General features: G+C 71.2%; 21 protein-coding genes. 7 read left to right on the top strand and 14 right to left on the bottom strand.

Annotated features, from left to right (window positions below; translation table 11 throughout):
* Positions 1–125: 125 nt before the first annotated feature.
* The 3 genes from ABZ794_RS05630 to ABZ794_RS05620 all read right to left on the bottom strand — a co-directional run bounded on the left by ABZ794_RS05630 (position 126) and on the right by ABZ794_RS05620 (position 3,593).
* On the bottom strand, positions 126–2,486 hold the full coding sequence (locus tag ABZ794_RS05630) for a sodium-translocating pyrophosphatase (protein ID WP_210783983.1): 2,361 nt from the start codon (positions 2,484–2,486) through the stop codon (positions 126–128).
* 316 nt (positions 2,487–2,802) lie between these two features.
* A complete protein-coding gene (locus tag ABZ794_RS05625; RefSeq protein WP_030334228.1) occupies positions 2,803–3,240 on the bottom strand; it encodes an ATP-binding protein in 438 nt (145 codons plus the stop codon).
* Positions 3,237–3,593: an STAS domain-containing protein gene (locus tag ABZ794_RS05620; RefSeq protein WP_210783984.1), complete on the bottom strand. Its 357-nt coding sequence runs from the start codon at positions 3,591–3,593 to the stop codon at positions 3,237–3,239. Before ABZ794_RS05620 ends, ABZ794_RS05625 begins: the two co-directional genes overlap by 4 nt.
* A 140-nt stretch (positions 3,594–3,733) precedes the next feature.
* On the opposite strand from ABZ794_RS05620, the gene ABZ794_RS05615 reads away from it, so the two are divergent.
* From ABZ794_RS05615 to ABZ794_RS05605, 3 genes are all read left to right on the top strand, one after another.
* Entirely contained in the window at positions 3,734–6,154 is a 2,421-nt protein-coding gene (locus ABZ794_RS05615) for a DEAD/DEAH box helicase (RefSeq protein WP_307850551.1), read from the top strand.
* A 99-nt stretch (positions 6,155–6,253) separates the two neighbouring features.
* On the top strand, positions 6,254–6,463 hold the full coding sequence (locus ABZ794_RS05610) for a hypothetical protein (protein ID WP_030334221.1): 210 nt from the start codon (positions 6,254–6,256) through the stop codon (positions 6,461–6,463).
* Positions 6,464–6,628: 165 nt separating this feature from the next.
* The gene (locus ABZ794_RS05605; RefSeq protein ID WP_210783986.1) at positions 6,629–7,207 is read left to right on the top strand and encodes a hypothetical protein; all 579 of its coding nucleotides are present in this window, start codon (positions 6,629–6,631) and stop codon (positions 7,205–7,207) included.
* 413 nt (positions 7,208–7,620) lie between these two features.
* Here ABZ794_RS05605 and ABZ794_RS05600 read toward each other — a convergent pair whose 3' ends face one another.
* The 10 genes from ABZ794_RS05600 to ABZ794_RS05555 form a co-directional block, all read right to left on the bottom strand.
* Entirely contained in the window at positions 7,621–7,983 is a 363-nt protein-coding gene (locus ABZ794_RS05600) for an Rv3654c family TadE-like protein (protein ID WP_282102831.1), read from the bottom strand.
* Between the two features lie 50 nt (positions 7,984–8,033).
* A complete protein-coding gene (locus ABZ794_RS05595) occupies positions 8,034–8,429 on the bottom strand; it encodes a TadE family type IV pilus minor pilin (RefSeq protein ID WP_357514648.1) in 396 nt (131 codons plus the stop codon).
* A gap of 47 nt (positions 8,430–8,476) precedes the next feature.
* A complete protein-coding gene (locus ABZ794_RS05590; RefSeq protein WP_081883916.1) occupies positions 8,477–8,644 on the bottom strand; it encodes a DUF4244 domain-containing protein in 168 nt (55 codons plus the stop codon).
* Positions 8,645–8,666: 22 nt separating this feature from the next.
* Positions 8,667–9,287, bottom strand: a complete 621-nt coding sequence (locus ABZ794_RS05585) for a type II secretion system F family protein (RefSeq protein WP_210783988.1) — start codon at positions 9,285–9,287, stop codon at positions 8,667–8,669.
* 170 nt (positions 9,288–9,457) lie between these two features.
* Positions 9,458–10,765 (bottom strand): hypothetical protein, encoded by a 1,308-nt coding sequence (locus ABZ794_RS05580; RefSeq protein WP_307850552.1) that lies wholly within the window; start codon positions 10,763–10,765, stop codon positions 9,458–9,460.
* Entirely contained in the window at positions 10,738–11,949 is a 1,212-nt protein-coding gene (locus tag ABZ794_RS05575; protein WP_357514414.1) for a TadA family conjugal transfer-associated ATPase, read from the bottom strand. The genes ABZ794_RS05580 and ABZ794_RS05575 overlap by 28 nt, the downstream gene beginning before the upstream one ends.
* Positions 11,946–13,049, bottom strand: a complete 1,104-nt coding sequence (gene ssd, locus ABZ794_RS05570; RefSeq protein WP_357514412.1) for a septum site-determining protein Ssd — start codon at positions 13,047–13,049, stop codon at positions 11,946–11,948. The genes ABZ794_RS05575 and ssd overlap by 4 nt, the downstream gene beginning before the upstream one ends.
* Before the next feature lie 219 nt (positions 13,050–13,268).
* Positions 13,269–14,279: a CU044_5270 family protein gene (locus tag ABZ794_RS05565; protein WP_357514410.1), complete on the bottom strand. Its 1,011-nt coding sequence runs from the start codon at positions 14,277–14,279 to the stop codon at positions 13,269–13,271.
* Complete coding sequence (locus tag ABZ794_RS05560) at positions 14,279–14,833, bottom strand: sigma-70 family RNA polymerase sigma factor (RefSeq protein ID WP_238689497.1); 555 nt, start codon at positions 14,831–14,833, stop codon at positions 14,279–14,281. The genes ABZ794_RS05565 and ABZ794_RS05560 overlap by 1 nt, the downstream gene beginning before the upstream one ends.
* A 111-nt stretch (positions 14,834–14,944) precedes the next feature.
* A complete protein-coding gene (locus tag ABZ794_RS05555) occupies positions 14,945–16,135 on the bottom strand; it encodes a serine hydrolase domain-containing protein (protein WP_357514408.1) in 1,191 nt (396 codons plus the stop codon).
* Between the two features lie 146 nt (positions 16,136–16,281).
* On the opposite strand from ABZ794_RS05555, the gene ABZ794_RS05550 reads away from it, so the two are divergent.
* Positions 16,282–17,310: a hypothetical protein gene (locus ABZ794_RS05550; RefSeq protein WP_357514406.1), complete on the top strand. Its 1,029-nt coding sequence runs from the start codon at positions 16,282–16,284 to the stop codon at positions 17,308–17,310.
* Between the two features lie 623 nt (positions 17,311–17,933).
* Entirely contained in the window at positions 17,934–18,737 is an 804-nt protein-coding gene (locus ABZ794_RS05545; RefSeq protein ID WP_210784012.1) for an HAD-IB family hydrolase, read from the top strand.
* 23 nt (positions 18,738–18,760) lie between these two features.
* On the opposite strand, the gene ABZ794_RS05540 is transcribed toward ABZ794_RS05545, so the two are convergent.
* Complete coding sequence (locus tag ABZ794_RS05540) at positions 18,761–19,507, bottom strand: oxidoreductase (RefSeq protein WP_210784013.1); 747 nt, start codon at positions 19,505–19,507, stop codon at positions 18,761–18,763.
* A gap of 219 nt (positions 19,508–19,726) precedes the next feature.
* Between ABZ794_RS05540 and acs the strand changes: the two genes are divergently transcribed.
* Both acs and ABZ794_RS05530 read left to right on the top strand, forming a co-directional pair.
* A complete protein-coding gene (gene acs / locus ABZ794_RS05535; protein ID WP_357514403.1) occupies positions 19,727–21,691 on the top strand; it encodes an acetate--CoA ligase in 1,965 nt (654 codons plus the stop codon).
* Positions 21,692–21,958: 267 nt separating this feature from the next.
* Positions 21,959–24,754 (top strand): immune inhibitor A domain-containing protein, encoded by a 2,796-nt coding sequence (locus tag ABZ794_RS05530; RefSeq protein ID WP_247669396.1) that lies wholly within the window; start codon positions 21,959–21,961, stop codon positions 24,752–24,754.
* The last annotated feature ends 19 nt before the right edge of the window (positions 24,755–24,773 follow it).

Raw genomic sequence — 24,773 nt, 5'->3', positions numbered from 1 at the left:
ACCCCGCCCGGCACGACCCCAGGCGTTCCAGCGAACGCCCTTTGGCCTGGTGCGCAATGGGGCGGCCGGGCCGGGCACCCCGTCCTCCGGCATCCGGCCCCGGGGGACCCCGGGCCGTTCCTGGATCAGGCGTTTACCGTCTCCGGGCGGTGATCGGTGCTGCCCGCGCCGGTGCTGCCATCGGCGTCCGAGTCGGACATCGCGATGCCCTTGCGCTTGCTGAACACCACCGACGCCACGATGATCAGCGTCGCGACCAGCGCGATGCCGACCCGCAGGCCGACGTTGCGCTCGTCGCCGACGCTCCAGGCCACCACGGCGGGAGCGATCAGCAGCGAGACCAGGTTCATCACCTTGAGCAGCGGGTTGATCGCCGGGCCGGCGGTGTCCTTGAACGGGTCACCGACGGTGTCGCCGATGACAGTGGCGGCGTGCGCCTCGGAGCCCTTGCCGCCGTACGCGCCGTCCTCGACAAGCTTCTTGGCGTTGTCCCAGGCCCCACCGGAGTTGGACAGGAACACCGCCATCAGCGTGCCGGCACCGATCGCACCGGCCAGGTACGCCGCGAGCGCGCCGGGCCCGAGGCCGAAGCCGACAGCGATCGGCGCCAGGATGGCGAGCAGGCCGGGGGTCATCAGCTCGCGCTGCGCGTCCCGGGTGCAGATGTCGACGACCTTGCCGTACTCCGGGCGCTGGGTGCCGTCCATGATGCCGGGCAGCTCACGGAACTGCCGGCGGACCTCCATCACCACGGCGCCGGCCGAGCGGGACACCGCGTTGATGGCCAGCCCGGAGAAGAGGAAGACCACCGCTGCGCCGATGATCAGGCCGACCAGGTTGCGCGGGTTCGCCACGTTCAGCGCGTTGAGGATCTCGTTGCCGACGTCGCCCACGCCGGCCGTCGCGTACGCGCTGCTGAGCGTGTCGGTGTACGAGCCGAACAGCGCGGTCGCGGCGAGCACCGCCGTGGCGATCGCGATGCCCTTGGTGATCGCCTTGGTGGTGTTGCCGACCGCGTCCAGCTCGGTCAGCGTGCGAGCGCCGTGCTCGTCGATGTCGCCGGACATCTCGGCGATGCCCTGGGCGTTGTCGGAGATCGGCCCGAAGGTGTCCATCGCGACGATCACGCCGACAGTGGTGAGCAGGCCGGTGCCGGCCAGCGCCACAGCGAACAGCGACAGCGTGATGGAGCTGCCGCCGAGCAGGAAGGCGCCGAAGACGCCGGCGCCGATCAGCAGCGCCGAGTAGACAGCCGACTCCAGGCCGATGCTGATGCCGGCCAGGATCACTGTCGCCGCACCGGTCTGCGAGCTCTTGCCGATGTCCTGCACCGGTCGGCGCTTGGTTTCGGTGAAGTAGCCGGTCAGCGCCTGGATCGCGGCGGCCAGCACGATGCCGATCACGACCGCGCCGATGGCCACCAGTCGCGGATTGCCGGTGGCGTCGGTGAGGCCACTGTCGAACTCGCCGAACGTCGCCGGCAGGTACGCGTACGCGGCGATCGCCACCAGCACCGCGGAGAGCACCGCAGACAGATAGAAGGCCCGGTTGATCGCGGTCAGGGCGTTACGGTCGGACGCGCGCAGCCGGGTGATGAAGACGCCGACGATCGCGATCAGCACGCCGATGGTGGAGATGATCAGCGGGAAGACCAGGCCCTGCTCGCCGAAGGCGGCGCGGCCGAGGATCAGCGCGGCGACCAGCGTGACCGCGTACGACTCGAACAGGTCGGCGGCCATGCCGGCGCAGTCACCGACGTTGTCGCCCACGTTGTCGGCGATGGTGGCGGCGTTGCGCGGGTCATCCTCGGGGATGCCCTGCTCGACCTTGCCGACCAGGTCGGCGCCGACGTCGGCGGCCTTGGTGAAGATGCCGCCGCCGACCCGCATGAACATCGCGAGCAGCGCGGCGCCGAAGCCGAAGCCCTCCAGCACTGTGGGCGCGTCACCCCGGTAGACGAGGACGACCAGCGCCGCACCGAAGAGGCCGAGGCCGACGGTGAGGAAGCCGACGACGCCGCCGGTCCGGAAAGCGATCTTCATGGCGGCCTCGCGGCCACCTGCTCGCTCCCGCGCGGCGGCGGCCACGCGCAGGTTGGCGCGGGTGGCCAACCACATGCCGGCGCCGCCGATGAACGCGCTGAACAGGGCGCCCACCACGAAGAAGAGCGAACGGCCGATCTTCACGGCCAGCTCACTGCCATCGGTGTCGTGCACCGGAAGCAGGAACAGCAGCACGACGGCGACGACGACGAAGATCGCCAGGGTGCGGAATTGCCGGAGCAGGTAGGCCGAGGCGCCCTCCTGGACCGCCCCCGAGATCTCCTGCATTTTCTCGGTGCCCTTACCAGCGGCCAGCACCGTTTTCGTCAGGGCGGCAGCGAAACCGAGTGCCACCAGCGCGACAACCGCGGCGATGACGACGTAGGTGACATTGCTTCCGGTAAGGGAAAGCCCGCCGCCGTCGGCGGCCAAGGTCTCGGACATCTGTGTCCTCCTGTTACCGAACAATCGCGCCGGTGAGTGGAGACGCACTGACCGACGCCTGGATGCGGACTCGCAAGCGCGCGCCAACCCACCAGCGGACCAGCGATGAACACCCATACCCGCTGGCTGCGGGATAGGTCACTTGCTGACAACCCGGGTACTGTAGCCCTCCGCAGTGTTGGAGGTCACACCCAGGTGGCACCGTGTCGCGATGATCTTCGTCGCTGTGTTATGAAACGAAATCTGATATAGGGCCCCATCCATGCAAAGAAGGCCGCATCCCCGGCAGGGGACGCGGCCTACGCAGCGGAACTGATCAGCGGCCGACGGGCCACACCATCCGTACCTCGGTGCCGATGCCCTCGTCGACCGGGCGCACCTGGAGGTCCTCGACGAAGCCGGCGAGCAGCGCGAAGCCGACGCCGGTGGTCAGCGCCTCATCGGTCAGCGACTCGTTGGCCAATTCGTCCGGCGGCAGCGCGGTCAGACCGATACCCGCCTCGATCGGCGCCCGGTCCACCACCCGCACTGCGTACGAGCCACCGTCGGACATCTCCACCAGCACCGGGTCGGCCAGGCCGTACTGCCGGTGCAGGGCCACCGCGCGCGTGCACGCCTCACCGATGGCCAGGCGCACCTCGTCCAGCAGGTCCTCACGCACCCCGGCCCGCCGGGCGACGGCGACGCCGACCAGGCGGGCGGTGCGCACGTGCACCGGGGCGGGCGAGAAGGAGAGCTTGACTGTCGCCATCACGCGCCGGCGCCCGCCGAGTCGGCGCTGATCGCCGCGTCGACCGTCGGGTGCAGCGGAAACACCTGGTCCAGCGCGGTGATCCGGAAGATCTTGAGCAGCGGTTCCTTGTCGCAGACCAGCGCGAACGAACCGGCGGCCGAGCGGAGCCGCTTGAGCGCGCCGACCAGCACGCCCAGACCGGTGGAGTCGAGGAAGTCCACCCGACCGAGGTCGACCACCACGTGACGGGCGCCACCGTCGATCAGTTCGAGGAGTCGTTCACGGAGCCGGGGCGCGGTGTAGACGTCCACCTCACCACCGACCTCGAGCACCGTGTGCTCTCCCACGGTGCGGGTCGCCAGTGACAGCTCCATCGGTCCTCCTCGCCAGAGCCGTAAACTCTCGTGGGCATCTAACCACTACCGCCGGGACGGCCTGCGGACGCCAGCGGAGGCTTCCCCTTACCCCGGTGTCCGACTTTTCATCTCCGAACACCAGTGCGAGAGTGCAGGGCGTGACCTCCAACGACTTCAGCTCCGCGCGCGGCACGCCGCGCCACGACCTGGAGTCGTCGTCCGCGGCCACCGTATCCGCTGGTCCCGGCCCCGGGCCAGCCCCGGCCGACCTGCTGCGCCGGCTACGCGCCCGGGGCGCCGCCGACCCGGTCACCCACGTCGAGCGGGTGCCGGCCCGCGCCGGGGTGCCCGCGCCGTGGCCGTCGTGGGCACCGGCGGAGTTGCGCACGGCGTTCACCCGACGCGGCGTGGTCGCGCCCTGGCAACACCAGGCCGAGGCGGCCAACCTGGCGTACGAGGGCCAGCACGTGGTCGTCGCCACCGGCACCGCGTCCGGCAAGTCACTGGCGTACCAGCTGCCCGCCCTGGCCACAGTGCTCGCCGACCCCCGGGCCACGGTGCTCTACCTGGCGCCGACCAAGGCGCTCGCCGCCGACCAACTGCGCGCCGTCGCCGCGCTGGAGCTGGAGGGGGTACGCCCCGCCTGCTACGACGGGGACACTCCGCGCACCGAGCGGGAGTGGATCCGCCGGCACTCCCGGTTCGTGCTGACCAACCCGGACATGCTGCACCACGGCATCCTGCCCGGGCACGCCCAATGGTCCGGCTTCCTGCGCCGACTCGCGTACGTGGTGATCGACGAGTGCCACACCTACCGGGGCGTGTTCGGCTCGCACGTCGCGCACGTGCTGCGTCGGCTGCGCCGGCAGTGCGCCCGGTTCGGGGCCACCCCGGTGTTCGTGCTCGCCTCGGCCACCTCCGGCGACCCGGCCACCGCTGCCGGACGGCTGACCGGCCTGCCGGTGACAGCGGTCACCGAGGACGCCTCCCCCCGTGGCGGGGTGACCTTCGCGCTCTGGGAACCGCCGCTGCTGCCACCCGACTCGTCGGCCTCTTCTCCGGTGCCGCCGCAGGCGACCGGCGAGCACGACGAGCTTCACCAGGTCCGTCGGTCGGCGCTGCGCGAGACCGCGGACCTGCTCGCCGACACGGTCGCCGAGGGGGTACGCACCCTCGCGTTCGTCCGCTCCCGCAAGGGCGCCGAGGTGGTGGCCGCCAACGCGCGTCGAGCGCTGGACGACGCGGTGCCGGGGCTCGGTGACCGGGTGGCCGCCTACCGGGGCGGTTACCTGCGGGAGGAGCGGCGCGAGCTGGAAAGGGCCCTGCTGCACGGCGACCTGCTCGGCCTGGCCTCCACCAACGCGCTGGAGCTGGGCGTGGACCTGGTCGGGCTCGACGCGGTGCTGATCTGCGGCTACCCGGGCACCCGGGCGTCGCTGTGGCAGCAGGCGGGCCGCGCCGGGCGTTCCGGGCAGGAGGCCCTCGCGGTGCTGGTGGCCCGGGACGACCCCCTGGACACCTACCTGGTGCACCACCCGGAGGCGATCTTCGGCGCGCCGGTGGAGGCGACGGTGCTCGACCCGGCCAACCCGTACGTGCTGGCACCGCAGCTGGCCTGCGCCGCGGTGGAGGCGCCGCTCACCCCGGCCGACCTGGTGCTCTTCGGTGAGGGGGCGAAGGAGGCGGTCGACCAACTGGTCGCGGCGGGGGCGCTGCGGCAGCGGCCCACCGGTTGGTACTGGCGGCACCGGGAGCGGCCCGAGGTCGACCTGCGCGGCGAGGGCGGCGCCCCGGTCGCCGTGGTGGAGTCGTCGACCGGTCGGCTGCTCGGCACTGTCGACGGCGGCTCGTCGCACTTCCTGCTGCACTCCGGCGCGATCTATCTGCACCAGGGCGTCTCGTACGTGGTCGACCAACTCGACCTGGCCGACGGTTGCGCGCTGGTGCGCGCCGAAGAGCCGGACTGGTCCACCCACGCCCGCGACGTCACCGACGTGTCCGTGGTGTCGGTGCGCTCCTACGTGGACGCCGGGCCGGTCGGCATGTTCCTCGGCGAGGTGGATGTGACCAGCCAGGTGGTGTCGTACCAGCGGCGGCGGATCGCCACCGGCGAGGTGATCGACACCCGACCGCTCGACCTGCCCGCCCGGGAGCTGCGCACGGTGGCGGTCTGGTTCACCCTGTCACCGCAGTCGTTGGCCCTCGCCGGGGTCCAGCCGGCCGACGTGCCGGGTGCGCTGCACGCCGCCGAACACGCCGCGATCGGCCTGCTGCCGCTGATGGCCACCTGCGACCGGTGGGACATCGGTGGGCTCTCCACCGCGCTGCACCCGGACACCGAGGCGCCGACCGTCTTCGTCTACGACGGGCATCCGGGCGGTGCCGGGTTCGCCGAGCGGGCGTACGGAACGGCGGCGGCGTGGCTGCGGGCCACCCGGGACGCGATCGCGGAGTGCGGCTGCGACGCCGGCTGCCCGTCCTGCGTGCAGTCACCGAAGTGCGGCAACGGCAACAACCCGCTCTCCAAGCCGGACGCGATCCGGGTCCTCGACGTGGTGTTGGCGAACCTGCCGGACTGAGCGGCTTGCATGAATCGGCATGGCACGGGGCACAATGATGTGGGAGCGCTTCCATCGATGCCAATGTTGCTGATCGCCCCCCGTGCCCGAGGAGAAGCTGTGGCCGACACCATCGCCGAGACCGTCGACCTGCTCTACACCATCGACCAGGACAATCTCACCCTCGACCAGCAGATCGCGCTGGGGTCGGCACTGGCCGCCCTGGCCCAGGCGGAACGGCTGGAACAGATCAACGAGCGGCTGCGCGGCATCCACCAGGTCCTTAACACCTGGGCGCTGCGGGCCGCGACCTCCGTCGACAGTCGCTGAGGTCTCCCGGAGCGATCCTGCCAGGGCACCAGTGATCACTCCGGGCTGGGTAGTCGTCCGGCGACCTCGACGGCTACCCAGCAGCAACTGATCATGGACAGCGGGGAGGGCGGCACTTGTCGGGCTGTGCGAGACTCCGGCGCACCAACCCCCAGAGGAGTACACATGCAGCTCGACAACTTGCAGGGCCAGCACCAGTTCCACATCCGCCAGCGACTGCGCATGATGGTCAACCAGTACGAGGTCCGGGCGGTCTCCCCCGACGGCACCGAGGGTGAGCTGCTGGCGTTCGCGCAGCAGAAGCGGCTCGCCTTCAAGGAGCAGGTGACCATCTACACGGACGACTCCAAGCAGCAGCCCCTGCTCGGCTTCAAGGCCCGCCAGCGCATCGACCTCGGCGCCACCTACGACGTCACCGACGCGGCCGGCAACCCGATCGGCCTGTTCCGCAAGGACTTCGCCCAGTCGCTGCTGCGGTCCACCTGGCACGTCGAGCAGGGCGGCCTGCCGCAGGTGACGGGCCAGGAGCGCAGCATGCCGGTGGCACTGCTGCGTCGATTCGTCGACTCGCTGTCCTGGCTGCCGTACCACTTCGACTTCACCGCGAACGGCCAGCCGGTCTTCACCGTGGTCAAGAAGTGGGGCCTGCGCGACAAGTACGTCGTCGAGGTGCAGAACCCGCAGATCGACCGTCGCCTGGTCATCGCGATGGCCGTCGCCCTCGACGCGCTCCAGGCCCGCTGACACACCCGGCCCGGACCAGGGCGGCGCGGCGACCCTCCACGGTCGCCGTAGCAGCCACCCAATCCTCGGCTGCCGGCCGGGACCGGGACCTCGACCAGGTCCCGGCCGGCAGGCCGCGCTCTGCTCTGGCCGCGCCCGGCCGGCAGGCCGTTGGACCGCGCTCCCGGGCGGGAGGCCGTCGGGGACCGCGCTCCCGGGCGGGAGGCCGTTGGACCGCACGCCCCTGCCGGCGCGCCGTTGGACCCTCCTCAGGCGCGAGGCCGTTGGTGACTCGGCCCCTGACGGGTCCGGTCTCCCTTTGGAGCTGATGTCGTAAACGCATCACCCTTGATGTCCTAACCGATTCAGCTCCACAGCACCCACCAATCCCACCAGGGCCGTTGGCTCCTTGAGCAGGCGCCGGCCAGTGCGGGTCAGCCCCGCACCGGGCCGGCGCGGGCGCTCGCCGCGGCCACCCGGGTCAGGCCGGGTAGTGGCGTGAACGCCACCTCGACCGTCACCAGCACGTCCAACCCGTCGAGGTGGCAGCCGACCAGCCGGCCATTGTTGCGACCGGCCAGGTCAGCAGCGGACGCGCAGGCCACCACGTCGCCGTCGAGCGCTCGGGCCGCCCCGGCCAGCGCGCCGAGGTCGGCTGCTACCGCCGCCCGCTGACTCGCCATTCCGGCGGCGACGATGGCGGCGCCGAACGTCCCGAACACCACGAATACGAGCCCCATCGCCAGCAGCAGGACCGTCGCGCCACCTCGCTGGCGGTCCGGCCGGCCAGCAACCAGCCCTCCGGCAGCCGGTTCTCCACCGGCGCGGGGTGATGGATCTGTTCGCACTACCAACTCCCCTCGTGAGCGCCCGGTTCGACGGCGGCGACGGCGGTGGCGACCACTGTGATTCGCGGTAACCGGCCGCCCAGCGTCCGGACGGGGGCCCGTACCGTCGCCTGCACCCGGTCGCCGTCGACGGACACCGAAACCGTCGCGCCCGGCGGCGCCGCACGGCCACCCTCCGCGCTGCCGTCCGCGCCCCGGGCGGCGGCGAGCGCAGCCTCCCGGGCCGCGTGCAGGCAGCCCGCCTGTGCGCTGACGGCGTTGACAGCGGTCAGGCCGGCGAGCAGGAGCAGGAGCAGCGCCGGCAGGCCGGCCGCCAGTTCGGCGGTGAAGGACCCCCGGTCCCCGCCAACGGTCCGCGCGAGGACGTGAAGTCTCCGCCCGGCGCGTGCCGCCAGCCCGGGAACACTCGACCCTGGATCGCGGCCGGCCGGCCGGCGCTCGATCACTTCAGTGCCCGGTCGATGACGGCGGTCAGCGCCGACTGGACGTTGCCGGAGGTCAGCACCTTCAACAGGATCCCGGCGAAGGCGACCGCGGCGAGGGTACCCACGGCGTACTCGGCCGTGTTCATCCCGGCATCGCCGCGCAGGCGAGCGATGAGTTTGCGCATGACTGTTTCCCTTCTCGATGGGTCAGAGCACGTCGCCGAGGACGGCGACGATCACCGGCACGAGTCCGGCGAGAATGAACGCCGGCAGGAAGCAGAGCCCCAGCGGCAGAACGATGAGCACACCCGCCCGGCGGGCCGATGCCTCGGCAGCGGTGGCCCGGTCGGCGCGCAGGTCGTCGGCGAGCCGGGTCAGGGCGCCGGCCAGGGCGGCACCACTGTTGGCCGAGCGCAACGCCGCCGCGGTGAGGCGCTCCGCGCCGGGCACGCCGTCCAGCGCGGACCATGCCTCCGCTGGGCCACCACCAAGCAGCAGCGTGCGGCCAACACGGGCCAACCGGCCGGCGAGCGCCCCGTCCAGTGCCTCGGCGACGGCCAACACCGAGCGATCCACCGGCGCACCCGCCCGCATGGCCGCGGCCAGAAGGTCGGCGGCGAGCGGTAGGTCGGCGGCCTCCTGCTGCCGCCGCCTACGCACAGCGGGCGACTCGATCCGCCGCAACAGGACATCGAGCAGGAACGCGGCCGGAACAGCGCCGAGCAGCCCGAGCCAGCCCTCCACGACGATGGCCACGGCGAGCCCAGCCAACACCGCCACGAGGCGGATCGCGTCCGGCCGCCGCCTGGTTGAGCTGGGCTGGCTCACCGAGCTGGGCTGGCTCGCCCAGTGGGCTTGGCTCGCTGAGCTGGGCCGGTCGGCTGCGCTGCGCTGGCCGGCCCAGCTGCGTTGCCTCCCGGAGCTAGGTTGGCCGGCGGCGCCGGGCTGGCCGGCTGGGCCTCGGGCCCCGCCGGGCTGGCCGGCTGGGCCTCGGGCCGTCATCCGGCCCGCCCCGGTGTCGCGCCCAGCCGTTCCGTCCAGAGGAGGCCCACGACCTGAAGGGCGACCGCGACAACCGCGCTAGCGCCGCCGATCGTGCTGTGCAGGAGCACCCACATGGGGTCGACGCCGATGCCGTACCCCAGCCCGATCCCGCCAAGCGGCAGGGCCGCCAGTAGCCAGGCCGTGGCCCGGGCACCGGCCGCCTGGGCCGCCGCCGCGGCCAGACCCCGGTCGGTCGCCCGAGCGTCCGCCTCGATCCGCTCCAGAAGCTCCGCCAACGGCGCACCGGTCCGGTCGGCCAACCGCACCGCCGCCGAGGTCAGCTGACGTAGGCGGCTCGCCCCGTCACCCTGAACGGCCGTGACGCCGAGCGTGTGTGGGACGGGCAGGCCGGCCCGCAAATCCGCCGCGAGGCCGCAGAGCTGGTCCAGCCCACGTCGTCGGTCCCGCTCGGCGCTCCGGTTCACTCGCCGACGCAGCGCGGCGCGCACGGCCAGCGTTGCGTACCCGGCCATCGCGACCGCGGCCACCGGACCGCCGACCACGGCACCCACACCGCCACCGAGCAGACCGACCACCGGCAGCACGCGGGTCGTCGATCGCGAGATGCGCACCGACGGAGGCGCACCCGGCGTCCTGTCGGTCGGGCTGACGCGCCCGTGGGCGCGGCAATCGACGATCGCGCACCCGTCGGACGCCGCCCCGGCGGACGCGTCGCCCCGACAGCCGGCGTCCAGGTCGCCGTGCCCATCGGCGGTTGCCGGCCCGGAGACCTCGTTCCGACCGGCCGCGTCCACACCGCTGACACCGATCGTGACCGTGGCCGCCGGCCGTTGTTCGACGTCGAGCATGGTGGGGGGCGCTTCCGGGCGGGCGGTGCCGGTCGGGCGTCGGGGATCCCGACGGGCCGGCGGGCGCGTCGGGCCCAACGGACGCGTGAACCTGTCTGCCGCTCCCGGCCACCTCGGGCTGCGGGTGACGTCCCGGTCGGGCCAGCCGAGTGCCGTCCGTCTTCCGTTGGCACCCGCAGTAGTCGCCGACTCGCACGCGACGTCGATCGGATGACCGTTGGTCGGGGCGGTGCCGTCGACCGGCCCGTCCGGCGTGCGACCGAGTTCCCTGATCCACTGCACCAGGGCGTCATCCGGATCGACGCCGCCGGCCCTCCGCCCCGGTGCCAGCACGCGACGTCGACGGGACCGAATGCTCCTCACCGGCCACGCCACCAGGGCAGCGGCGACCAGGAGCAGTGCCGCCACCAGCATCGTCTCGCCGGTCATGCCGGACCCGCCGATCCGGGCCATGGCTCGCTGAGGATGGGCGGCACCGCCACCCCACGCTCCCGCAGCAGCGCCCCGAGGGCACGGGCGGCGAGCCCGAGCCCACTGCCGCGTACCCAGGCGGGCACCACCGTCACCAACCGTTCGGGCCCCTCGGGCAGCAGCAGGCAGACCGACTCCAGGACACGACCCCGGTTGCTTCGTCGCACCTGGAACAGCACCTGCAACGCGGCGGCCACCTGGGCGTGCAGCGCGGCGCGAGGCAGCCCACCCAACATGCCCAGGGCCTCCAACCGGGCCGGCACGTCCGACGGTGTGTTGGCGTGCAGGGTGCCGGCGCCCCCGTCATGGCCGGTGTTGAGCGCGGCCAGGAGATCGACCACCTCACCGCCCCGGCACTCCCCGACGACCAGCCGGTCCGGGCGCATCCGCAACGCCTGTCGGACCAGGTCCGCCAGGCTGACCACGCCCGTGCCCTCCACATTGGCGGTACGCGCCTGGAGCCCCACCACGTGCGGATGCCCCGGGCGCAGCTCGGCGGCGTCCTCCACCAGCACGATCCGTTCGGTGGCCGGCACCATTCCCAGCAACGTGTTGAGCAGCGTCGTCTTGCCTGACCCGGTACCCCCGGTCACCAGGTACGCCAACCGGGCCGCCACGACGGCAGCGAGCAGTGGTGCCAACGGTCGCGGCACGGTCCCCTGGCGCACCAACTCGTCGAGGGTGAACGGCCGGTGTCGGAAGGTCCGCAGCGACAGATAGGGACCTTCGGTCGCCACCGGCGGCAGCACGGCGTGCAGTCGGGTGCCATCGGGAAGCCGCGCGTCCGCGTACGGGGAGCCGTCGTCGAGCCGCCGCCCCGCGCTGGCGATCAGCCGCTGCGCCAACCGGCGGACGTCCTCCACCGAGCCCATCGGGACGGCGACCTGCTGCAGCCCCGATCCGCGGTCGACCCAGACCCGGGCGCCGTTGACGAGGACGTCGGTGACCTCCGGGTCGGCCAGCAGCGGCGCCAACGGCCCGGCGCCGACGAGGTCGTCGCGCACCCGGTCGGCGATCCGCAGCATGGCGGTGTCGCCGAGCACTGCGGCGGCGGGCTCGGCCCGTACCGCGGAAACGATGGCCGCCGCGGTGACCGGGGTGGTGGCTGCCGCGATCCGCTGCCGTACCCGGGCGGCGAGCGTGCCGTCCTCCGGCCCGGCGGTCATGCCGCACCCGTAGCCGGCACGCCGGTGAGGTCGGTGACGATCCGTTGGCAGAGCGCGGCAAGTGGGCCCTTGCCCCCGGCGGCCGGCGCCTCGCCCCGTTCCAGCCCACGGCAGAGCCCCGGCTCGGGGCGCAGCGTGCCGGCCAAGGGAAGGCCCAGCGCGCGTGCCACCTCGGACGCCCGCAACCGCCCTGGCGCAGGCCCGCGCACCACCACCGAGAGCGCAGCGCAGTGCGGGGCGGCTGCGGCCACCACCCGAGTGGCCGCAGCGGTAGCGCGCAACTCGGCCGGCACGACGACGAACGCCTGGTCGGCGGCTTGCAGCGCCACCACTGCCGCATCGTCCAACTGTCGGGGCAGGTCGATCACCACGAAGTCCCGCCCACGCCGGGCCGCGTCGACGGTCGCCGCCATCGCCGTCGGCGGCAACGGCAGCATCTCGCCGCGGTCCCAGGAGAGCACCACGAGATCACCCCGGCTGGGCAGGGCCTGCACCAGCGCCGGGGCGTCCACCCGTCCGTCGGCGCTGGTGAGCGACGGCCAGCGCAGACCCTCCAACTGCTCCCAGCCCAGCACGAGGTCGAGGCCACCACCAAGTGGGTCGGCGTCGACCAGGAGAGTGCGCAGCCGGGCCCGCGCGGCGGTCACCGCAAGACCACCGGCGAGCACACTCGCGCCCGCACCGCCCCGACCCCCAAGGACAGCGACGACCCGGGCGCCGACGCCGGCCGGACGGCCCGGATCATGCTCGGCGAACCGGTCGACCAGCCACGGCTCCGCGGCCGGCAGCGTGGCGACGTGCTCGGCCCCGATCAGCTCGGCGATCTGCCAGCCGGGGTCGAGCTGACCGGCCCGGCCGAGCAGCACCAGCCGGGGCCGCTGCGGCAACCGGGCGCGCAGGCACGCCTGCGCCTGGTCGGCGCCGAGCAGCACCAGGGGTGCGGGAAGCCAACGGGTACGGGCAGCCGCTGGGTCGCGGGCCAACTCCACCTCGGTGCCGCCGACGGCGGCGAGCCGGAGCACATCGTCGAGCAGATCGTCGTCGCCGGTGACGACCAGCGGGAGCCGGCGGATCGGCGGAACCGTGGTACGGGGTGGCATCGCGGCCTCCAGCGGTCGGGCTCTGGTATGCCGCCGACAGTGCTCGGAATCCGCCCCACGAGCCGTCGCGATGTCGTCGCCTGTGGACAACCTGGTGGCCTGTGGAAAACCCCCGCTGAGAAAGTTGATCTGCTACGGGCGCGGGCAACTCCGCAGCTAGCGCCGCTGAGCAAAGACAGCGGGGCCGCTCCCAAAAGGAGCGGCCCCGCAAGACGGTGGTCAGCTGGGCTGATTCGACCAGGCGGTATCGAGGATCACCTTGTACGAGCTGATCCGCACGGGCGACAGCGTCAACAGCTCATCGGCGAGCAATTCGCCCGTCTTCGGATCGAAGATCAGAAGGGATTGCTGGTCGTGTTCGCGGTCGTCGAAGGTGACGGCGACTCCTTTGCGGCCGGCACGGTCCGTGACCTGCCCCCGCCAGCGGAAGCCGGGCACGTCGGCCAGGACCCGCAGGACCGCCGCTCGGGTCGCACGCGGTACGACGTACCGCCCGTAGAGCGTGCCGACCCACTTGCTCGCCGCCCCCGCGCCGTACTCGACCTTCAGCCGCTCCCGGAGCTCCGACGGGTCGGCCGACAGTGGCCTGAGCTCCTCGGGCGACAGCGGAATGACGTCCGGTGCGGGGGTGCCGGTGGCTGCTGGCCGCGCAGCGTTCTCGCGCTGCCAGTAGTCCCGAGACTCCTGGTCGGGGTACTGCGGCTCCAGTTGGGTGCTGACCTGGTTGCCGGTCCCGTCGGCGGCCTGCCAGAGCTTCGTCTCGCTGGCGAAGGCCACGTGGTGGCGGCCGTCGGCGGACGTCATCACCGGATCGCCCCACAGCTTCGTGTGGTGATACATGTAGCGGCCGCTCTGGTGGTCGTACGCCGCGTCTTTGATCTTGTCGGCCAGCATGCGCAGCTGCGGGCCGGCGGCCGGCGGATCCGCGTCGAACTGGTACGCGACCGGCACGAGCACCAACCCCGTTGCCGCCGCCGGTTCGCCCGGAGTGTCCGGTGCGTCCCCGCCGAACGGCTGGAGCACCGCCACGGCACCGGCCGCGACCGCCAGCGTCCCGGCCGTCAGGACCAGCCGGCGGGTCGGTCGTACGCGACGACGCCCGGCGACCGTTTCGGTAGCGTCGGCGCGGTCGATCAGCTCGCGCGCCGAGACCAGCGGTGGCCCGACGGCGGCGTTCCGGGCCGGGTCGGCCGGGCCGAGAAGAGTACGGGTGCGCTCTGCTCCGAACATCACAGATCCTCTCGAATGGTCACCAACACCGGGCTACGCCGGGTCTGCGCGGGCCGGTCCGACATCGCTTCGGCAAGACGGCGGCGGGCGCGATGCAGGCGCACCGCGGCGGTCGCCCCGGTGCAGCCGAGAACCTTGGCCGCCTCGGACACCGTCAGCTCCTCCCAGCCGACCAGCCGGAGGATTTCCTGGTCGAGGTCGTTGAGGGTGGCCAGAGCAGTCCAGATGTCGGCGACCCCGACGCTCGTGTCGGCACCCGACGATCCGGCCAGTCGCTCGAGGTCGACATCGGTGGTCGAAAGGAGGTCCGGTGCGGCACGTCGTGACCGCCACTGGTTTGCCAGAAGGCGCCGGGCCACCCCGTACAGCCAGGGCAGGCTGCGCTCCGGCACCTCGACGCGGCGACGCCAGGCGACGACGAAGACCTCCTGGGCAAGCTCCGCGGACGCATCCCGGTCAGCGAGCCGACGCAGACCGTATCGGACTATGTGCTCGTACTCGGCGGCGTAGAGACTGGTGAACCAGCCCTCGTCCCGCTTCTCCGGTGGACCCACCCGAACCCCCATTGCCTCGGCGACTCTCACAGTGGCTTGTGTCGCTGAGGGCCCGAGGATTACCGGGCGGCCGAGGGCGGGTGCCGCCCAGCGGGAAAACGAGCGCTGCGGTCAGTCGTCGATCGCCTGGTAGACGGTGGTCCAGAAGTCGTGCCACATCGGTAGCCGCTGGTCGCCCGCGTGCGCCCGCTGCATGAACACGATCGTCGTCAGGTCCTCGGCGGGGTCGTTGTACCAGGCGGTCCCGTAGAAACCGGGCCATCCGTAGCTGCCGACCGAGGGCCCGAGGTGTGTGCGGCGGGTCCGGACCGACATCCCGAAGCCCCAGCCGATGGCGTCGAAGTATCCGGGCCAGAACCCGGAGATGGCCTTCTGCGTCGGGGTCAGGTGGTCGCTCGTCATCAGCGTCACCGCCGGCCGCGACAGCACCCGCTCGCCTCGGTGGGCGCCGCCGGCGAGCAGAGCCGAGGCGAAGGCGAGGTAGTCCTGGGCGGTCGAGACGAGCCCGCCGCCACCGGACTCGAACATCCGCTGTCGACTGAACCGCCCGTCGGGGGCGTCCTCGACGACCGGCTCGCCGGTGGCGGCGTTGTCCTGCTCGTACGCCGTCGCGAAGCGTCCGATGCTCTCGCTACCCACGTGGAAGGCGGTGTCGGCCATTCCCAGCGGCTTGCAGATCCGCTCACGCACGGCATCCCCGAAGGACATGCCGGTGGCTCGGGAGATGAGTACGCCGGTCACGTTGGCGGCGGTGTCGTACATCCAGCGCTCACCTGGCTGATGGACGAGCGGAAGGTCACCGAGCTGGCGGATCCACTCGGCCGGCGACTGATATTCGAGTGCGTCCAGCGCGTCGGCGATCGGGACCGTTCCCGGCTCGGCGGGGACCATACCGGTGCCAAGGGTGCCGTCCAGGACGTCCCGCAGCGTTATCGGGCGTTCCGCAGGGACGGTGTCGTCCAGTGGGCCGTGGGGATCGGCGAGCACTGTCATGTCCGCCAACTCCGGGAGGAGATCGTCGACCGGATCGTCGAGGCGGAGAGTGCAGTCCTCGACGAGGGTCATCGCACACGCGGCCACGATCGGCTTCGACATCGAGCCCAGGCGACAGATCGTGTCGACCGCCATCGGCACCTGCGACCCGGGGCCCTCGAACGCGAGATGCCCAGTTGCCTCGACGTGCACCTCGCCGTGCCGGGCGAGGACGACCACCACGCCCGGGACGAAGCCGGACTCGACGTGCCGCTCAAGCAGCCCTTGCAGCCGAGCCAGCCGTTTCGACGAGAAGCCACCAGAAGCCACGTGTTTCCTCCTCAGCTCGTCCCGATTGGCAAATTACACGGCAGGCGGCGGTCGCACCGTCCGCGACGAGGTTGGGCGGCAGACGGTCCCACTCCTGCAAGCTACGGTCGTCGGCGCAGCATTGCCTGATGCCGGGGAGGCGAGGGGTGACAGAGTTTGAGGACACCTACCGCGGACTTCTCCTGATTGATCCGCCGCTACGCCGGCAATGGCTACTCGACCGCAAGCCTGCCTCGGTCAGTCACGCGCATTGGTGGATCGCACTCATCGACGGGGCGACCTCGGACGTGCGCCGCCAGCACCGCGGATGGCCCAGCCATCGACCCTGCGCCGACATGCCACTGGCGGTCTTCCTGATCGACCTCGCATCAGAACACGGTTCCCCAACGGAGGTGGCGGTCGCGCAGCTCGCCTCGCTCATCACGATCGCCCTTGATGCAGGTCAGCGAGTCCAGGACCTACCAGCCAGCGCTCGTCCGGACGCCGTCGCCCGGCGGGCTGTGGACAGCTTCGGCATGACTCGGGAACAAGCCGCTGCCCGGGCAGCGAGCCTTCGCGCAACTCCGCTTACCGAGGAGGATTTCGTCCAGCCAGGTGAAGACTGGCAGGCGAGATGGGAAGCACTCGCAGTGGCCGACGACTACCAGGACTACCACCGGCTTCTCAACATCAACCGAGTCTTGACCGACCTCGCGCCCCTCGTCGACTACATGACCGACGCCCACCTCGTCACTGACGTCCGGGCATGGCTTCAGGTGCTGACCGAGCTAGACCCCGTCCCGGAGGTGATCACACCACCGACCGAACGACCGGGGGATCCGCTCGACCGAGGAGGAGCTGCCATGAACGATGACGAAGGGCTGGACCTCGCAGAAGAACTGGTCCTCTGCCCTCTGGAAGATTCACCGCTGCCCCTGCGGGAACTCGGCTGGGCCGAGGCGCCGTCACGACAGCGGGTGGCTGCGGTCCTCGGGCCGGGCCTGATCTCGTTGGTGGCCCGCGGCTTCGTCGAGGTCCGCCGCTTCGACGGCTGGCCGGCGCAGTGGGAACTGGGCGCCCCGGTGGCAGGCGACGATCTTCTGCGCGAGAGCGGACGCGTCGAAGTGTGGTCCGGCGACTCAGCCCACGACGTGTTGGCCGCTCACATCACCGAGGCTGGCATCAGATACCTGTAGGCGTCAGCACGCACCCGGCTACCGCTCCGATAGCGCTCTTACCCACGGCTTGCGCTTGTTGATCCACGCCCGCATCCGCCACCGGCCATCGGCCTGCACACCCGGCTCGCGCCCTCCCGCGCCACGAGCAGGCATCCACGACGCTTGACCGGTACACCCACACCCCGGACGACTACGCCGCTCGGGTCTTGAAGGCGTTCGACGGCACTGCTTCCGCTCTGCTGCCTCTGGCCGTAGAAACGCCGTCCCTGGACGGTCTGGACGGGCCGGAGGACGACTTGTGAGCTGTGGTGGAGCGTTTCCAGCAGAAAGGGACGACCCCCGTCGGGGGGAGACGGGGGTCGTCGGAGGTTCGGCTCCGGGGGGGTCGAGCCGAACCACTCAGCGGTCACGGGGGGTGCAACCGCTGAGGGTCTGCCTGTTTCGAGGATGTGAAAGCTCGTCGTACGGACAAGTCTGCCTGAGCGGGCCCGTCACGTCGAGTGGTGCTGCCTCCACTCACTGCGAAAATCTCCTCGCAGAGTGTGAGCGTGATCACGCGGAGCGGAGAGCCCGCAGGTCTGTGGGGTGGCATGACCCCGGGCACCCGCCGACGATAGACCATCCGGCTAGACTTTCGCGCCGTGGGCCGAAGTGCCGCTTTCTTCGATCTGGACAAGACCGTCATCGCCAAGTCGAGCGCCCTGGCGTTCGGTCGGCCGTTCTACCGGGATGGGCTGATAACCCGGCGTGACGTGGTCAAGTCGGCGTACGCGCAGCTGATGTTCCGGCTGGGCGGCACCGACGAGCAGACCATGGCCCGAACACGGGACTACCTGGCTGCGCTCTGCAAGGGCTGGCAGGTGGAGCAGGTTCGCCAGATCGTCGCGGAGACGCTGCACGAGCTGATCAACCCCTACGTGTACGCCGAAGCCGCCGCCCTGATCGAGGAGCACCAGGCGGCTGGGCGGGACGTGGTGCTGGTGTCGGCGTCCGGCGAGGAGATGGTCCGGCCGATCGGCGAGCTGCTCGGGGTGACCGACGTGATCGCCACTCGGATGACGGTGCGGGACGGCCGGTACAGCGGCGAGGTCGAGTTCTACGCGGCCGGCCCGAGCAAGGTCGAGGCGGTCAGCGAGTTGGCCGCCGCCCGGGGCTACGACCTGGCTGATTCGTACGCCTACTCCGACTCGTACAGCGATCGCCCGTTGCTGGAGTGCGTGGGCCACCCGAGTGTGGTCAACCCGGACCGGCAGCTACGCAAGTTGGCCTCGGAGAACGCGTGGCCGGTGCTGGAGTTCCGGCACCCGATTCCGCTGGGCCGGCGACTGCGGGAACGTCCCGCGGTCCCGGTGGCCGCGGCGGCCCTGGGGGTCGGGGTGGGCGTGGCCATCGGCATCGCCTGGTACGGCCGGCACCGCCGCACCCGAGCCGCCACCACCGCCTGACCATCCTCAACCCGTCCAGCCGCTCAGGCGGCGGCGAGGATCTCGTCTCCGATGGCGGTGAGCTGGTCGGTGCCGACCTCGACGGCGGCCATGTAGTGGCGTAGCCAGGAGCGCAGCCCGTCCGGGGTGCCGGTGGCGAAGGCACCGGCTGCGCCGACGTACTCGGGCTCCCGCTCGCGGTGCCCCACGTCGACGGGGAGCAGGCCACGCGGGTCGAGGCCACTGGCGAGCAGCACCAGCCGGGCGGCCCCGCGGGCCACCACGCCGGACGGCCCGGCGAACGGGCGCAGGTTCAGCAACTCCCCGTGTACGACGGCGGCGAGCACCAGCGGGGAGACCTTCGTGCCGCCGGCGACGAGGCCGGCCAGCCCGTCCAGCCGGGTGGCGACCACGGGGTCGGCGACCGGGCGGCCCAGCTCGGCCTCTGACACGAGGTCCCGGGCGGCGAGCACGTGCAGTTTCGCGAGCGCCTGGCGGGGGGCCTTCGGCCACAGCTCGCTCAGGCCCGGCAGCGCTCCGGCGACCCGCAGCGCCCCCTGGAGCACCGGGTCGGTGACGGTGCCGGCCCGGACCGCCTCGCGCTCGTGCCCGGCCCCTTCGAGGGCCGCGCTGGCCACCGCGGAGCGGAGGCTGACCTCGGCGGCGACCTGTCCACCGTGCCGGCGCAGCGCCCGGTGCCCGAGCGCCTGGTCGAACCGCGCGCGGGCCTGCTCGACGGCGGCGGAGATGTCGGCGAGCGCGAGCAGCGGGGCGAGCGGGTCGGTGGTCACCCCGCCACGCTAACGACCCGGCCCGGCGCGGCGGGCCGCACCCGCCCGCAACGCGACCCGGACCACCCGACCCGGGGGGCGAACCGGCGGGACGGGCCGCCGGGCGCGCGGCGGGGGCCACTCGGCGCGACGCAGTGGGCAGCCGTGGCCGGTAGCAGGCCCCGCGACTACCCTCGTGCCATCGAGACCCAGGTCACCCCGAGGATGAGGAGTCACGGCATGAGCGAGGCATTGGCCAATCTGCTGAACGAGACGCGCCAGTTCCCCCCGCCGGCCGAACTCGCCGCGCACGCCAACGTCACCATCGACGCGTACGCCGAGGCGGAGGCCGACCGGCTGGCCTTCTGGGCGAAGCAGGCCGATCGGCTGGCCTGGTCGAAGAAGTGGGATGAGGTGCTCGACTGGTCGAACCCGCCGTTCGCGAAGTGGTTCGTGGGTGGGCAGCTCAACGTCGCGTACAACTGCCTGGACCGGCACGTCGAGGCGGGCCGGGGCGACAAGGTGGCGATCCACTGGGAGGGCGAGCCGGGCGACACCCGCACCATCACGTACGCGGACCTGCACGAGCTGACCTGCCGGGCGGCGAACGCGCTCACCGACCTGGGGGTGACCGCCGGCGACCGGGTGGCGATCTACCTGCCGATGATCCCGGAGGCGGCGGTTGCCATGTTGGCGTGCGCCCGGATCGGCGCCGCGCACAGTGTGGTCTTCGGTGGCTTCTCCGCCGACTCGTTGAGCAACCGGATCCAGGACGCCAGCGCCAAGGTGGTGATCACCGCGGATGGTGGTTACCGGCGGGGCAAGCCGTCGGCGTTGAAGCCCACTGTGGACGAGGCGGTGGCGAACTCCCCGTCGGTGGAGCACGTCCTCGTGGTCCGCCGCACCGGCGAGGACGTGGCGTGGTCGGAGAAGGACCACTGGTGGCACGAGACGGTGGAGACCGCGTCGGCCGAGCACACCGCGCAGCCGTTCGACGCCGAGCACCCGCTGTTCATCCTCTACACCAGCGGCACCACGGCCCGCCCGAAGGGCATCCTGCACACCACCGGCGGTTACCTCACCCAGGCGTCGTACACGACGCACGCGGTGTTCGACCTGAAGCCGGAGACGGACGTCTACTGGTGCACTGCCGACATCGGCTGGGTCACCGGGCACTCCTACATCGTGTACGGCCCGCTCTCCAACGGCGCCACCCAGGTGATGTACGAGGGCACCCCGGACACGCCGCACAAGGGCCGGTTCTGGGAGATCATCGACAAGTACGGGGTGAGCATCCTCTACACCGCTCCCACCCTGATCCGGACGATGATGAAGTGGGGCGACGACATCCCGGCGGACTTCGACCTGTCGTCGCTGCGCCTGTTGGGCAGCGTCGGCGAGCCGATCAACCCGGAGGCCTGGATGTGGTACCGGGAGCACATCGGCCGGGGCGAACTGCCGGTGGTGGACACCTGGTGGCAGACCGAGACGGGCGCGATCATGATCTCGCCGTTGCCGGGGGTGACGGCGGCCAAGCCGGGTTCGGCGATGACGCCGCTGCCGGGCATCGTGGCCGACGTGGTGGACGACCAGGGCCAGTCGGTGCCGAACGGTGGTGGCGGCTACCTGGTGCTGCGCGAGCCGTGGCCGTCGATGCTGCGCACCATCTGGGGTGACGACGACCGGTTCATCGACACGTACTGGTCGCGTTTCCAGGGCATGTACTTCGCCGGCGACGGTGCGAAGAAGGACGACGACGGGCACATCTGGCTGCTCGGCCGGGTGGACGACGTGATGCTGGTGTCCGGGCACAACATCTCGACGACCGAGGTGGAGTCGGCGCTGGTGTCGCACCCGTCGGTGGCCGAGGCGGCGGTGGTCGGCGCGACCGACCCGACCACCGGTCAGGCGATCGTCGCGTTCGCCATTCCGCGGGGCAGCACTGACATCGCCGGTGAGGCGGGCGAGCAGCTCATCGCCGACCTGCGCAACCACGTGTCGAAGACGCTCGGCCCGATCGCCAAGCCGCGGCAGATCATGCTGGTGCCGGAGCTGCCGAAGACCCGCTCCGGCAAGATCATGCGCCGGTTGCTGCGGGACGTGGCGGAGAACCGGTCGCTGGGCGACGTGACCACGTTGCAGGACTCCTCGGTGATGGACCTGATCTCCTCGGGGATGAGCGGTACGAAGTCCGACGAGGACTGACGGTAGGCGTACTCATTGGAGGGTGGCGGTCCGTGCGGACCGCCACCCTCCGTCGTGTCTTACGGGTACGGTTTGCGCCGCCCCGCCACTGTCACATCGGTCGGTCGGGGGAGTCGGGAGAAGCTGAACGGGCACAGGCGTGGGCCACCGCTGTCCTTTCGGCCGGTTGTGCTTTAGGTTCACGCAGGTTGGAAGAGTTCGACACGCATCACATCGATGGTCGACCACGCCAACGTCCTCCTCCCCATGCCCGAGAAACGGAGCGGCATGAACCACAAACCGCAGTCCAGGGCGCGGCGACGTCTACTCGTCGCACTGCCCGCCATCGCCCTCGCGGCCACCTCACTGACCGTGAGTGGCAGCGCGGCGGCCCAGTCGCCGTCCGGCACCCCTCTGGCGGTGATCGGCGCCGACGAGCACTACATCAACTACGCCGAGCCCGAGGTGCAGCCGGACACCACCGGCCGTGAGGTGAAGGGCAAGGGTGGCATCTACACCCCTGCCGCGGAGTCCGCGCGAGCGTTCGACCAGAAGCACGCTCGGGGCAACCCGGTGACCGCACGGCAGTTGGCCAAGGACGAGGCCAAGTCGCTGAAGACGGGTCAGAACCCCCGCAAGTTCAAGAAGGCCCCGACCACCCAGACGGCGAAGCTGCTGACGCTGCTGGTGGAGTTCAACGACAAGGCCAACGACGACTTCACCGGCGTCATGGTCCCCAAGACGGTGTTCGAGGACCGCACCTGCGTCCCCGGCACGGTCCAGAACGGCCCGAAGCACAACAAGATCCCGGACCCGGCGCGCCTGCCCCACGAGGACAACAACTCGATGTGGGTGCCGGACTTCTCCCCGCAGCACTACAACAAGATGCTCTACAGCAAGAAGGGCATCACCGAGCGGGTCCGCACGGACCTGAAGGGCCCGGACGGCAAGAAGGGCATCGACCTGTCCGGTCGCACCATGCACAACATGTACCTGGAGATGTCCAAGAACGCGTACACGGTGGACGGGCAGGCCAGCCCGTGGATCACAGTGCCGCACTCGGAGGGCTGGTACGCGGCCAACCGCTGCTTCCAGGACGAGACCGGCGCGTGGGTTCCCGGCCGTGAGCAGTCGATGAACGGCCACCCGGACAACCCGGCCGGCGCGGGCCGCCTGGCGACCGACGCGATCGACGCGCTCGTCGCGAAGGACCCGGACTTCCCGTGGGCCGACTACGACATCGAGGACCAGGCCGACCGCGACGGTGACGGCAACGTCTTCGAGCCGGACGGCGTGATCGACCACCTCGTGCTGGTGCACGCCGGCCAGGGCAAGTCCCGCGGCGGCGGCGCCGAGGGCGTGTACGCCGTGTGGGCGCACTCCTCCACGGTCGCCGGTGGTTACACCATCCCGGGCACCAACCTGAAGGCGTCGAACTACATCGTGCAGCCGGAGGACGCCGGCGTCGGCGTCTTCGCCCACGAGTTCGGCCACGACCTGGGTCTGCCGGACCTCTACGACACGTCCGGCAACGCCGACTCCGACGTGGACTTCTGGGACCTGATGGCCTCGGGCTCGCACTCGGGTGAGATCTTCCAGGCGCTGCCGACGCACATGGGCATCTGGGACAAGTGGGTGCTCGGTTGGGCCGACCCGCTGACCATCCGCCCCGGGTCGAACCCGCGCGAGGTGAAGCTCGGCCAGACGTCACGCACCCCGATCGACTCCGAGGACGGCATCAAGGTCGACCTGCCGGACAAGGTGACGACGCTGGCGACCCCGCACAGCGGCACGAAGATGTGGCACAGCAACAACGACCAGGAGTGGGCCGACGTCAAGCTGAGCCGCTCGGTCGACGTGCCGGCGGCTGCCGACTCGAAGTTCTGGATGTGGAACAACTACATCATCGAGGAGGACTGGGACTACGGCTTCGTGGAGCTCTCCACCGACGGCGGTACGACCTGGACCGAGCAGAAGGTGTACGACGAGGGCGGCACGGTGGTCACCACGCCGGACGGCTACCCGGACCCCAACGGCCGCATGAACGACTTCGGCGGCAAGAAGTACGGCCTGACCGGCAGCACCGACGGCTGGCGGCACGACTACGTCGACCTGTCGGCGTACGCCGGCACGACGGTCCAGGTGCGGCTGCGCCTGGCCACCGACGAGGCGTTCGAGGAGCGCAACTGGTTCGTCGACGACTTCTCGGTCACCGGCGGCGGCGCCACCACCTGGAGCGACGACGTCGAGGGCGGCGCCAACGGCTGGACGGCCAACGGCGGCACCTTCGTCGACACCACCGGTGGCGGCTGGAAGGTCTCCAGCGGCACCGAGGTGCACGCCCAGTACTACCTGGCGGAGTGGCGCAACTTCGACGGCTTCGACAAGGGCCTGCAGTACGCCTATGACACCATCTACTCGCACGAGGCGTGGAAGGTCGACCGGATCTCCTACAACGCGCCGGGCATGCTGGTCTGGTACCGGGACACCGCGCTCGGCGACGTCAACCACGTCACCGGGCAGATGACCTCGCTGCCCAGCTACGGCGCGAAGGGCGGGTTGCTCATCGTCGACTCGCACTTCGACCCGTTGCGGCGCACCGGCGAGGCGGCCGTGAAGGACCCGTCGGTGACGGACAACCTGCCGAGCCGCCCGCAGTCCTCGAACGCGGCCTTCACGCTGAACCGGACGTACCCGTTCACCGAGTGCCTGGAGGCGGCGGACGAGCCGTACAGCGCGTACTGCACGAAGTTCAAGGGGCTCCCGCCGGTGAAGGCGTTCACCGACGCCAAGGGCTACTACCCGGGCATCGAGATGCGTGATGGCGCTGCCTACGCCCGGGACAACGACGCGTCGGTGGTCCTGCCGTCGCGTAACAACGCGCCGTACACCACCCGGGTCACCAACCCGGACGGCAGCCCGGCGCCGGAGTTCTACGGCGTGACCCTGGGCGGTGGCGCGATCGTGCTGGGCACCGGAAACCCCGGCGACCAGGGCGTGAACTACGGCGTCTCGCTGACGATCAAGAAGGCTGCCGGGGACAACTCGTCAGCCATGATCTACGTGACTCCGGCGAAGAAGTAACGGTTTCACGGATCGAGAA

Source organism: Micromonospora sp. NPDC047187, assembly GCF_040643355.1.
GTDB classification, from domain to species: domain Bacteria; phylum Actinomycetota; class Actinomycetes; order Mycobacteriales; family Micromonosporaceae; genus Micromonospora; species Micromonospora salmantinae.
This window is presented reverse-complemented; position numbering and strand designations above follow the sequence as displayed.